The sequence below is a fragment of the Micromonospora sp. MH33 genome (assembly GCF_003013775.1).
Classification (GTDB): domain Bacteria; phylum Actinomycetota; class Actinomycetes; order Mycobacteriales; family Micromonosporaceae; genus Micromonospora; species Micromonospora fulviviridis.
Genome location: NZ_MUYZ01000234.1, coordinates 1 through 11,230, shown reverse-complemented (window position 1 = coordinate 11,230; position 11,230 = coordinate 1). Strand labels below are relative to the sequence as shown.

The window sequence follows — 11,230 nt, the reverse complement described above, 5'->3', positions numbered from 1 at the left end:
ACCGGTCGACGCCGTGGTCCGGCTCCTGGAGACCGCCGGCCCGGTCGCCGCCACCGGCGAGGCCGCGCCCCGCGCGCTGCGCGACCGGGCGCTGCTGGAATTCCTGTACGGCACCGGCGCGCGCATCTCCGAGGCGGTCGGCGCGGTCGTGGACGACCTCGACCTCGACGCCGGGACCGTGCTGCTGCATGGCAAGGGCGGCAAGACCCGGCTCGTGCCGGTCGGCGGGTACGCGGCCGAGGCGCTGCGCGCCTGGCTGGTCCGGGGCCGCCCGGCGCTGCTCGCCGCCGGCCGGGGTACCCCGGCGGTCTTCGTCAACGCCCGCGGCGGCCCGCTCACCCGGCAGGGCGCCTGGACCGTGCTGCGCGCCGCGGCCGGGCGGGCCGGCCTGCCGGTCGACGGGCCCGACGCGGTCTCCCCGCACACCCTGCGCCACTCGTACGCCACCCACCTGCTCGACGGCGGGGCCGACGTGCGGGTGGTGCAGGAACTGCTCGGCCACGCCTCGGTCACCACCACCCAGGTGTACACGTTGGTCACCGTGGAACGGCTGCGGGAGGTCTACGTGACCGCCCACCCGCGGGCCCACGGGTGAGCGCGAGGAGTGAGCCGGGGTTGCGAGCCCCGCGGTCGCGAACGAAGCAGCGTCCCGGCTGACCACCCGCTCCGACACGCCGACCCGCTACCGAACGCGCTGCTGGCACGTGGCGTACAGTCGGCATCGGCGCGGGCCTCCAGGGGTGACGGACCGGGGGTGCGCAGCGGCGCCGCGAGGGACGTCGGACGGCTCCGACGCCGGGTGGTCGTCGGGAGGGGGCAACGAGGACATGGCAGGAAACGGTGACCGTGCCGAGACCTGGACGTCGGAGCTCCGCGAGCAGCAGGCGACGCTCGGCGCCGACCTCGGCCCCGCCGACCCGGCCGCGTACACCATGCGCAAGCCGATCCCGGAGCCGATGCCGACCGACCGGCACGGCCCGGCGCGGATCATCGCGATGGCCAACCAGAAGGGTGGCGTCGGCAAGACCACGACCACCATCAACCTGGGCGCCGCGCTCGCCGAGTACGGCCGCAAGGTGCTGCTGGTCGACTTCGACCCGCAGGGCGCCCTCTCCGTCGGCCTCGGCGTCAACCCGCACAACCTCGACCTGTCGGTCTACAACCTGCTCATGCAGGACGACGTCACCGCCGAGGACGTCCTGATCAAGACCGACGTGGCCGGGCTGCACCTGCTGCCGGCCAACATCGACCTCTCCGCCGCCGAGATCCAGCTGGTCAACGAGGTCGCCCGGGAGATGGCCCTGGCCCGGGTGCTCCGCACGGTCCGCAAGGAGTACGACTTCATCCTGATCGACTGCCAGCCCTCGCTGGGCCTGCTGGCGATCAACGCGCTGACCGTGGCGCACGGCGTGCTCATCCCGCTGGAGTGCGAGTTCTTCAGCCTGCGCGGTGTCGCGCTGCTGCTGGACACCATCGACAAGGTGCGCGAGCGGCTCAACTTCGACCTGGAGCTCGAAGGCATCCTCGCCACCATGTACGACAGCCGCACCACCCACTGCCGCCAGGTGCTCCAGCGGGTGGTGGAGGCGTTCGGCGACAAGGTCTACCAGACGGTGATCACCAAGACCGTGAAGTTCCCCGAGTCGACGGTGGCCGGTGCCCCGATCACCACCCTCGACCCGGCCTCCTCCGGCGCGCGCAACTACCGCCAGCTCGCCCGCGAGGTGATCGCCGCCCAGTCGGAGCGGTAGGCCGTCCGCCGGGTGCCCGGGTCGTGGACTACGGTTTGCCGGTGACCGCACCGCCCCTCGACCCGCCGCACGGCGCCGCCGATCCGGTGGCCGCCGCAGAGCTGGCCGCCGAGGTCGACGGCGTGGTGCCCGCCGGCCCGGCCACCGTCGAGGAGACCAGCGGCTTCACCGTCCGGTTGGACAACTTCACCGGCCCGTTCGACCTGCTGCTCCAGCTCATCAGCAAGCACAAGCTGGACGTCACCGAGGTGGCCCTGCACAAGGTCACCGACGAGTTCATCGCGTACCTCCGGGCCATGGGCGACCAGTGGGACCTGGACGAGACCAGCGAGTTCCTGTTGGTCGCCGCCACGCTGCTGGACCTGAAGGCGGCCCGGCTGCTGCCCGCCGCCGAGGTGGAGGACGAGGAGGACCTGGCCTTGCTGGAGGCCCGGGACCTGCTTTTCGCCCGGCTGTTGCAGTACAAGGCGTACAAGGAGGCGGCGGCGCACATCGCCGAGCTGGAGTCGGTCGGCGGGCGGCGCTACCCCCGCGCGGTCACCCTGGAACCCCGGTACGCCGAGGCGCTGCCCGACCTGGTGCTCGGCATCGGCCCGGCGCGGCTGCTCAAGCTGGCGCTCAAGGCGATGACCCCGAAGCCGGTGCCCGAGGTGTCCATCGCGCACGTGCACATGGTCCGGGTCAGCGTCCGGGAGCACGCCGAGATCATCTCCGAGCGGCTGCGCCGCGCCGGCACGGCCAGCTTCTCGCTGCTCTGCGCCGACTGCGAGATCACCCTGGAGGTGGTGGCCCGCTTCCTGGCGCTGCTGGAGCTCTACCGGCAGGGGCTGGTCGCCTTCGTCCAGGAGCAGGCGCTGGAGGAGCTGACCGTGCGCTGGACCGGCTCCGCCGACGGCGGCGCCGAGCTGACCATCGACGAGTACGCCGGCTCCCCGGAGCCGGCCACCCCGCCCGCCCCGGCGGCGGACGACCCGGCAACCCCGCAGGAGTGACCCGATGAGCGACGAGGAACGCCACGACTCGCTGGCCGACCAGGCCGCCGCCTGGATCCCCCCGTGGGAGCGCCCCACGCCGCCGAAGCCCGACATCACGGCCGAGGCACCCGCCGAGCCCGAGCCCTCGGCCGAGCCGGAGCCGCACGCCGCGGCACCCGTTGGATCGGGGCCCGCGCCGGCTCCGGCATCCGGGAGCGCCGCCGCGCCGCTCGGCGATGCGGAGCCCGCGATCTTGGACAGTTACCGTTCGCCAGAAACGGAAACTGTCCAAGATCCGATGGCGGAGCCGGTCGGCAGCGACGCTCCGGGCACCGATGAGCCGGTCGGTCCGGGCGCTTCGGGTGCCGGCGAGCCGGTCGGCTCCGACGCTCCGGGCGGCGCGAGTGGCGTCCCCGGGAGGCGGGGACGGCGGGCGGCGCCGGCGCCGGAGCCCGCGCCCGTGCTCGACGACGCCGAGCTGCGCGGCGCGCTGGAGGCCATCCTGCTGGTGGTGGACCAGCCGGTCAGCGAGCTGACCCTGGCCCAGGTCCTGGAGCAGTCCCCGGAGCGGATCGGCCCGATGCTCGACGAGATCGCGGCCGGCTACACCGCCGCCGGGCACGGCTTCGAGCTGCGCCGGGCCGCGGGTGGCTGGCGTCTCTACACCCGCCCGGAATACGCGACCTACGTCGAGCGGTTCGTGCTGGAGGGCCAGTCGGTGCGGCTGACCCAGGCCGCGCTGGAGACCCTCGCGGTGATCGCCTACAAGCAGCCGGTGACCCGGTCGCGGATCTCCGCCATCCGGGGTGTCAACTGCGACGGCGTGATCCGTACCCTGGTCTCCCGGGGCCTGGTCGAGGAGTGCGGCACCGAAGCGGACAGCGGGGCGTTCCTCTACCGGACCACCACGATGTTCCTGGAGAAGCTGGGGCTGAACTCGGTGAACGACCTCCCGCCCCTGGCCCCCTTCCTCCCCGACGACGTAGAAGAGCTTGCCGATGCGACGCGATGACCGTGCCCCGAAGCCCGACGCCCCCGTGTACGAGGGCGCCGAGCGCCTCCAGAAGGTGCTCGCCGCCGCGGGGGTGGGTTCGCGGCGCGCCTGCGAGGACCTGATCTTCCGGCGCCGGGTCACCGTCAACGGCCGGGTAGCCCAGCTCGGCGACAAGGCGGACCCGGCGCACGACGTCATCCACGTCGACGGCGAGCGGCTCCAGGCCGACGTCCGCCTGGTCTACGTGGCGATGAACAAGCCGCGCGGGGTGGTCACCACCATGGCCGATGAGAAGGGCCGCACCGAGCTCGCCGACTTCATCGGCGCGCGGCTGGAGCAGCGGGTCTACCACGTCGGGCGGCTCGACGCGGACAGCGAGGGCCTGCTGCTGCTCACCAACGACGGCACCCTGGCCCACAAGCTCATGCACCCGTCGTACGAGGTGCTCAAGACCTACCTCGCCGAGGTGGCCGGGCCGATCCCGCGCAACCTGGGCAAGCGGCTGACGGCCGGCGTCGAGCTGGAGGACGGGCCGGTGAAGGTCGACTCCTTCAGGGTGGTGGGCACCCTGGGCAAAACCGCCCAGGTGGAGCTGACCCTGCACGAGGGGCGCAAGCACATCGTCCGGCGTCTGATGGACGAGGTGGGACACCCGGTGTCCCGGCTGATCCGTACCTCGATCGGTCCGATCAAGCTCGGCGACCTGCGCACCGGGCGGCTGCGGCGGCTGACCAACGCGGAGGTCGCCGCCCTGTTCAAGGCGGTTGGTGACTGACCCCGTCGCTCCGGGTACGGCTCCCGGTAGGCTTCGACGCGGCCCGCGGGCCGGCGGGTGGCGTGGGACGCCCCCGACGGCGTCCCGTGCGGCCGCCCCGCGCGGCGCGGGATGATTGACGACAGGACAACCGCTCAACGGCGCCGGAGACACCGGTGACCCGCGAGGTACGGGCTGAGGAGGACAACGGTGGAGGAAAACGTACGGGCCGGGCGCTGCGTGGTCGCTGTAGACGGGCCGTCCGGTTCGGGTAAGTCCACCGTGTCGCGGCGGCTCGCGGTCAGTCTCGGCGCCCGCTACCTCGACACCGGCGCCATGTACCGGGCGCTCACCTGGGCGGTGCTGCGCTCCGGGATCGACCTGACCGACATCGAGTCGGTGGCCAAGGTCGCCGGCGAGGTCGACCTGCGCATCGGCACCGAACCCCAGGGGTACGGCGTGACCGCCGACGGCCTCGACGTGGCCAAGGAGATCCGCGGTCCCGAGGTGACCGGGGCGGTCTCCGCGGTGGCCGCCGTGGGCGCCGTCCGTGAGCTGCTGGTCGCCCGGCAGCGGCAGCTGATCGCCGACGCCGGCCGGATCGTGGTCGAGGGCCGCGACATCGGCTCGGTGGTGGCGCCCGACGCCGACCTGAAGGTGTACCTGACCGCCTCCGAGGCGGCCCGCGCCCAGCGGCGCAGCGCCGAGGACGCCGCCGACGTCGCGGCGACCGCCGCCGACCTGGCCCGCCGGGACAAGCTCGACTCGACCCGCAAGGTCAACCCGCTCCAGCAGGCCGCCGACGCGGTCGTGCTGGACACCACCGAGCTGGGCATCGACGAGGTCGTCGCCCGGCTGCGCGCGCTGCTCACCGAGCGGGGTGTGGCGTGAGCGACGAATTCGGGGGCTGGGTGGAGCTGCGCGAGCCGGAGCTGGAGCCCGGTGAGCCGACCGGCCCGCAGCCGGTCGTGGCCGTGGTCGGCCGCCCCAACGTGGGCAAGTCCACACTGGTCAACCGCATCATCGGCCGCCGGCAGGCGGTCGTCGAGGACATCCCCGGGGTGACCCGGGACCGGGTGCCGTACGACGCGCAGTGGAACGGCCGGGCGTTCACCGTGGTGGACACCGGCGGCTGGGAGCCGGACGCCAAGGACCGGGCCGCGGCCATCGCCGCCCAGGCCGAGACGGCCGTCGTCACCGCCGACGTGGTGCTCTTCGTGGTCGACGCCATGGTGGGCTCGACCGATGTGGACGAGGCCGCGGTGAAGATGCTGCGGCGCAGCGCCAAGCCGGTGATCCTGGTGGCCAACAAGGCCGACAACACCGCCATCGAGATGGAGTCGACCGCGCTCTGGTCGCTCGGCCTCGGCGAGCCGTACCCGGTCTCCGCGCTGCACGGCCGCGGCTCCGGCGACCTGCTCGACGCCATCATGGCGGCGCTGCCCGAGGCGCCGAAGATCGTGGAGAACCGCCCGCGCGGCCCGCGCCGCGTCGCCCTGGTCGGTCGGCCCAACGTCGGCAAGTCCAGCCTGCTCAACCGCTTCTCCGGCGAGGAGCGGGCGGTCGTCGACGCGGTCGCCGGCACCACCGTCGACCCGGTCGACAGCCTGGTGGAGATCGGCGGCGAGACCTGGCAGCTGGTCGACACCGCCGGCCTGCGCAAGCGGGTCGGCAAGGCCAGCGGCACCGAGTACTACGCCAGCCTGCGCACCGCCTCGGCGATCGAGGCGGCCGAGGTGGCCGTGGTGCTGCTCGACTCCAGCGAGGTGATCAGCGAGCAGGACCAGCGCATCCTCACCATGGTGGTCGAGGCCGGCCGGGCCCTGGTGATCGCCTTCAACAAGTGGGACCTGGTCGACGGCGACCGCCGCTACTACCTGGACAAGGAGATCGACCGGGAGCTGCGCCGCATCCCCTGGGCGATCCGGCTGAACCTGTCGGCGAAGACCGGCCGGGCGGTCGACAAGCTCGCCCCGGCGCTGCGCAAGGCCCTGGCCAGCTGGGAGACCCGCATCCCGACCGCGCAGCTCAACCAGTGGCTCACCGCCCTGGTCCAGGCCACCCCGCACCCGGTGCGTGGCGGCCGGGCCCCGCGCATCCTCTTCGCCACCCAGGCCGGCGTGTCCCCGCCGCGCTTCGTGCTCTTCACCACCGGCCCGCTCGACGCCGGCTACCAGCGCTTCGTGGAGCGCAAGCTCCGCGAGGAGTTCGGCTTCGAGGGCACGCCGATCGACATCTCGGTCCGGCCTCGCAAGAAGCTCGGCCCGGGCGGCCGGGGCAAGGCCCACGGCTGAGCCATCCCTCAAGAAGCCGCCGGGGGTCCGATTCCCGGCGGCTTCTTTCCTAGGACGCTCTAGGGGGAGTGGGTTCGCGGCATCCGGTGGGGCCTGTGCGTAGGCCTGAAGATCTTGCGCTAAGCTGTACCGGCTGCCGCGGGGAACACCGCGCGGGGGCATCGGGACGTGGCGCAGTTTGGTAGCGCACTTGACTGGGGGTCAAGGGGTCGTCGGTTCGAATCCGGCCGTCCCGACAGCGAGAGGGTTTCCGCAGGTCAGCGACTTGCGGAAACCCTCTTTTCATTGCTTGGCATGGATGCCCGGTCTAGCACGCCGCTGTTGGACTCCCTGACTCGGGCAGGTTGCCATGCCACTACTGGATCTTCAAAAGCTCACCGCCGGACTGTCCCGGACCTGGGCCGGGTTCCTGCGGGACTGGGACCGGTCGCTGCGGGCCGGGAACTACCCGCAGACCACCCGCTACAACTACCTCCTCGCTGCCGCGCAGTTGGGTCGGTATCTGGGGGAGTCGTCCCCGGATCCGGACGCCGATGACGCGGCTGACGACCCGTGTGCGGTGACCCGTGCGCACGTCGAGGCGTTCCAGGCGTGGATGATCGATACCCGGTCCGCGTCGACCGCGTTGAACAAGCACAAGGGGTTGCAGCAGTTCTTCAAGTGGCTGCTGGTCGACGAGCAGGCCATCGACCGATCGCCGATGGAGCGGGTGCGGCAGCCGAAGACGCCCCGCAAGCTGATCCCGGTAATGCGCGACGAGGACACCGGCAAGCTCCTCGACGCGTGTAAGGGCAAGGGCTTCGCCAATCTGCGCGACGAGGCGCTGATTCGGCTGTACTGCAACACCGGTGCTCGGCTGTCCGAGGTGGGCAACCTCCTCGTGGCCGACGTCGACCTGAACACCGAGTCGGTGCGCTTTCACGGCAAGGGCGCCAAGGACCGGCGGGTACGTTTCGGGCCCAAGACCGCACGAGCCCTCAGCCGCTACCTGCGGGCCCGGGACAAACACAAGGGCGCCGCACTGCCCCAGCTGTGGTTGGCCGAGCGTGGCACGGCCCCCTTGACTCCGAACGGCATCAAGATCCTTCTCAAGCGGCTGGGTAAGGCGGCCGGGGTGCCGGACGTGCACGCGCACCGGTGGCGGCACAGCTTCGCCCACGAGTGGAAGCGCGCCGGTGGAGACACCGGAGATCTGATGCTCCTGCTGGGCTGGACATCGGAGGACATGCCCCGTCACTACGGTGCGAGCGCGGCGGCCGAGCGGGCGCAGGAGACGCAGGCACGACTGGGAATCGGCGAGCGAGTGTAGTTTTCGGATGGCTGACGCGATCACGCACGGCCCTGCCGTGCGTGATCGCGTCGTTACCGGTAGGCTGCGGCGGGCCTTCGGGGGAGGGGTGGCGATGACACGGTACGTGGTCGACGAGAGTCGCAGTGAGCTGTTGGCAACCTGGGAGACCGGCTACGGGTCTGTCGCGATTCGGGTCGCGTCGCTGGTGGCGAGTATCGAGCCGAGACAGCGGCTGGCGCTGGCGGCCGAGTTGTCGGGCCTGTCCGAGGCGCTCTGGCGCTGCTACACGCATCCGGCGAGCGCCGCCGACAGCTTGGACATCAACACGGAGGGGTGGCGGCGAGAGCAGACCCGGAACGAGTTCGCTTCCGTTACCGCCTATATCAGGAAGCCGAGCCTGCCTGACAGCAACGGCATGATGATGGTGTCGTACGACCCGGTGGAGGAACGCGCCCATCGAGTGGGCCGTTGCCTGCACGCTGCCGCGGACGCGGATCTCACTGCTGCGGTGGTCGCCGATATCGAGGCAGAGCTCGCGGCGGTGGAGGGTGCCGAACTGGGGGACCTGTCGGGACGCTCGGCGCAGGCCGTGCAACTGACGCGCCAAGCTGCCTCGCCGGTCCAGGTCGCCGCTGCCGACGGGATTTTGATGAATGACCCGCTTGGCGGAGACGAGTTGTTTCTGGAGCTCGATCCGACCTCGGCATGCGTGGCGGCGGCGCACTGGCTGCAGGCGGCCGCCGACGTGGCGGCGGAGGCCTCCAAAGGCGCCGCGAGCGACGTCTTGGTAGAGGCCGACGACATTGAAGCGTTGCCGCACGCGACACCCACCGCGGTCCTGGAGTTGATGGAGATCGGCCTGTCGCCGACAGAGGTGGTGACCAGGATGATCTGTGATGCCATGGCGGTCGCTGAGGGCGAGGCGCCCGACATCGATGAGCTACGAGAGAAGATCGAGGAAGCCGACGATGAAGCCGAGCAGTTCAGGGCGGGCGGAGGCGAAGCGGTTGGCGAGATCGCGACGATTCGGCTGACCACTCTGGACCCGCTGCGTCCCGCCCGCGACATGCTCGAGGACCTACTGTCCGGCATTCGCGGATGCTGGCTTCTCTACCGCGAGTACGCCGTCTCCTCAACCGACCTCGAGGACACCGTGTCCCGCGACGAACTGGACGACGAGATCGACGAGGCGTTCCGCAACGAAGTGCGAGCCCGAGCGGCTGCTGACCGGCACCGACTCGACCTTGAAGACCGCAAATAGGCAGCAGGCAGACATTGGCGCGAGCGGGAGCGCGCACCGCGCCAGCGATCGCGCCATGAGCAATGGCGTGGCACCGCGGCCGCTCGTCCGCTAGATGGCAGACGATGCAGCCGAATTTGATGATGGAGCCCATGCTGCTCGGGTCGTCTCCTTGGGACGGACGGGTAACCGGGTGTTCAAGTCCCCCTCGGACACTCCCGCGTAGCAACCGTGCGACGTTGGACGTACAGGTGGTCAAGCATGCTTGACCACCTGATTTCACTCTCTGTTACCGCCGTTGGTGGCAGCCTCGTCGTTCGGCGAGGTGGGTCATGACAGACCGGCCGATCGATTCGGTGATCCCGGCGGTGGTTCCGTCAGGCGGGCTCAAGATCCGCGGCGACTCGGGTGCCGCGATGAAGCGACCGCCTCTGCCGCTGGCGCGACTAGCTCCTACCCGTGACAGCAGCACGGTGTATGGCCTGGCGTCTCTTGATGTGCATGGCCGCGTCGCTGATCGGGCGGTGATGATCGCTCTCGGCTGGGCTCCTGGCCTCAGGCTGGGCATCAGGGAAAGCGGCGGTCTGATCATCGTCGACCCTGACCCGCGCGGCGTGTTCTGAGTGACGAAAGAGGGCCATGTGCGGTTGCCCGCTGTGGTCCGCCAGTGGTGCGGGCTGACAGCCGGCGATCGGGTGCTGCTGGCGGCCGATCCGAAGGCCGGACGTCTCGTGCTTCACCCGCCGGCCTCGCTGGACGCGGTGGTCGCCCGGGTGCACGACGAGGCGTTCGGGGGCGGTGAGTCGTGAGCGGTGTGGCGGGCAGGGCCGAGCTGGAGGCCGCTCGGTTGTTGCTGTCGCGGATGGGCGTCTCGCCAGCGGATCTGGTGGTAGTGGCGTCGGACCGTCCGCCGGCTCCGACGTTCGCGGAGTATGTGCCGGTGGTTGCCGCTGCGGTGAGTGTTGGGACGCGGCGGGCGTACGGGTCGTACTGGAAGCGTGTGGTCGAGCAGTGGGGCCAGCGGCGTATCGATGAGCCGACACCATCGGAGATCGAGCGGCTTGCGGAGTACGTCAAGACGCATGTGGTGGCCCGGCGCAACGCGCGGGGTGGGCGCAGCGCGGCGGAGCATCTGATCGCGGCGCTGCGGTGCCTGTACCGGCGGGCGGTCGCCGACGGGTTCCTGTCTGAGGCCGAGAACCCGGCGTTGAAGGTGGCGAAGCCACGGCGGTTGCCGAGCACCCGGCGGGCGTTGGCGGACACCCGGTTGGCGGAGATCAATGAGGTAGCGGCGTCCACGGGTGACGATCCGGCGTTAGACAGTCTGCTTCTGCGGTTGCACACCGAGACGGCGTGCCGTCGCGGTGGGGCCCTCGCTTTGCGGCCGGTTGACCTGGACCCGGATCAGTGTCTGATCCTGCTGCGGGAGAAGGGCGAGACGGTGCGGTGGCAGCCGGTATCGCCAACATTGATGCGGTACCTGCTACGGCATGCTGAGCAGCGGCACGCCACCGAGACGGGGCCGCTATTTCGGTACCGCAACGGGCAGCCGATCACCTACCGGCGCTACGACCACCTGTGGGTTCGCATCGGTGAGCACCTGCCTTGGGTGCACGCGCAGCAGATCAGCACCCACTGGCTACGGCACACCACTTTGACGTGGGTGGAGCGCAACTTCGGCTACGCCATCGCCCGGGCCTATGCCGGTCACTCCGCCAGTGGGGGAGATGCCGGAACCACCGCTACCTACGTTCGCGCAACTATCCACGAGGTTGCTGCCGCGCTGGCGGCACTTACCGGTGAGCCACATCCGCTTGCGTAGTGGGGTGTTGGGGCGGGCCCTGTCCTAGGCGGACTAGGCCGTGTTTGGTAAGGGTCATAGCCATTGGTTGATCGCGGCGATGGTGACGGTGGCTTCGTAACGGACGGCGA

The 11,230-nt window shown here is 70.8% G+C and carries 11 protein-coding genes, 1 tRNA gene and 1 pseudogene; all 13 read left to right on the top strand.

The genetic code is table 11. The features are described 5' to 3' along the window. Positions 1–595, top strand: a 595-nt coding sequence (locus tag B0E53_RS39710) for a tyrosine-type recombinase/integrase (protein ID WP_146167781.1), incomplete at its 5' end; no start/stop codon positions are given. 232 nt (positions 596–827) lie between these two features. Further along, entirely contained in the window at positions 828–1,751 is a 924-nt protein-coding gene (locus tag B0E53_RS26965; RefSeq protein ID WP_107078593.1) for an AAA family ATPase, read from the top strand. 41 nt (positions 1,752–1,792) lie between these two features. Continuing rightward, positions 1,793–2,683 (top strand): annotated as a pseudogene (locus B0E53_RS26960) (segregation/condensation protein A); the annotation flags it as partial. A gap of 64 nt (positions 2,684–2,747) precedes the next feature. Further along, a complete protein-coding gene (scpB, locus tag B0E53_RS26955) occupies positions 2,748–3,737 on the top strand; it encodes an SMC-Scp complex subunit ScpB (RefSeq protein ID WP_107078592.1) in 990 nt (329 codons plus the stop codon). Beyond that, a complete protein-coding gene (locus tag B0E53_RS26950; protein ID WP_107078591.1) occupies positions 3,724–4,494 on the top strand; it encodes a pseudouridine synthase in 771 nt (256 codons plus the stop codon). Before scpB ends, B0E53_RS26950 begins: the two co-directional genes overlap by 14 nt. Before the next feature lie 189 nt (positions 4,495–4,683). Further along, positions 4,684–5,364, top strand: coding sequence for a (d)CMP kinase (gene cmk, locus B0E53_RS26945; protein WP_107078590.1), 681 nt, complete (start codon positions 4,684–4,686; stop codon positions 5,362–5,364). A gap of 20 nt (positions 5,365–5,384) precedes the next feature. Then, positions 5,385–6,767 (top strand): ribosome biogenesis GTPase Der, encoded by a 1,383-nt coding sequence (der, locus tag B0E53_RS26940; RefSeq protein WP_210406228.1) that lies wholly within the window; start codon positions 5,385–5,387, stop codon positions 6,765–6,767. A 162-nt stretch (positions 6,768–6,929) separates the two neighbouring features. Continuing rightward, a tRNA-Pro gene (locus B0E53_RS26935) sits at positions 6,930–7,003 on the top strand. 113 nt (positions 7,004–7,116) lie between these two features. Continuing rightward, positions 7,117–8,076 (top strand): tyrosine-type recombinase/integrase, encoded by a 960-nt coding sequence (locus B0E53_RS26930; RefSeq protein WP_107078588.1) that lies wholly within the window; start codon positions 7,117–7,119, stop codon positions 8,074–8,076. Between the two features lie 7 nt (positions 8,077–8,083). After that, the gene (locus tag B0E53_RS26925) at positions 8,084–9,319 is read left to right on the top strand and encodes a hypothetical protein (RefSeq protein ID WP_210406226.1); all 1,236 of its coding nucleotides are present in this window, start codon (positions 8,084–8,086) and stop codon (positions 9,317–9,319) included. 311 nt (positions 9,320–9,630) lie between these two features. Beyond that, positions 9,631–9,921 carry a hypothetical protein gene (locus tag B0E53_RS38755; protein ID WP_210406225.1) on the top strand — a complete coding sequence of 97 codons (291 nt, stop codon included), beginning with the start codon at positions 9,631–9,633 and terminating at the stop codon, positions 9,919–9,921. A gap of 18 nt (positions 9,922–9,939) precedes the next feature. Further along, positions 9,940–10,107 carry a hypothetical protein gene (locus B0E53_RS38750; protein WP_210406224.1) on the top strand — a complete coding sequence of 56 codons (168 nt, stop codon included), beginning with the start codon at positions 9,940–9,942 and terminating at the stop codon, positions 10,105–10,107. Continuing rightward, on the top strand, positions 10,104–11,120 hold the full coding sequence (locus tag B0E53_RS26915) for a site-specific integrase (protein ID WP_168215416.1): 1,017 nt from the start codon (positions 10,104–10,106) through the stop codon (positions 11,118–11,120). The genes B0E53_RS38750 and B0E53_RS26915 overlap by 4 nt, the downstream gene beginning before the upstream one ends. Positions 11,121–11,230: the final 110 nt, after the last annotated feature.

What these genes read in the sequence shown, in the direction of transcription:
- B0E53_RS26965 (WP_107078593.1), top strand. Translation starts at nt 828, where the DNA reads ATGGCAGGAAACGGTGACCGTGCCGAGACCTGGACGTCGGAGCTCCGC.
- scpB (WP_107078592.1), top strand. Translation starts at nt 2,748, where the DNA reads ATGAGCGACGAGGAACGCCACGACTCGCTGGCCGACCAGGCCGCCGCC.
- B0E53_RS26950 (WP_107078591.1), top strand. Translation starts at nt 3,724, where the DNA reads ATGCGACGCGATGACCGTGCCCCGAAGCCCGACGCCCCCGTGTACGAG.
- B0E53_RS26930 (WP_107078588.1), top strand. Translation starts at nt 7,117, where the DNA reads ATGCCACTACTGGATCTTCAAAAGCTCACCGCCGGACTGTCCCGGACC.
- B0E53_RS26925 (WP_210406226.1), top strand. Translation starts at nt 8,084, where the DNA reads ATGGCTGACGCGATCACGCACGGCCCTGCCGTGCGTGATCGCGTCGTT.
- B0E53_RS38755 (WP_210406225.1), top strand. Translation starts at nt 9,631, where the DNA reads ATGACAGACCGGCCGATCGATTCGGTGATCCCGGCGGTGGTTCCGTCA.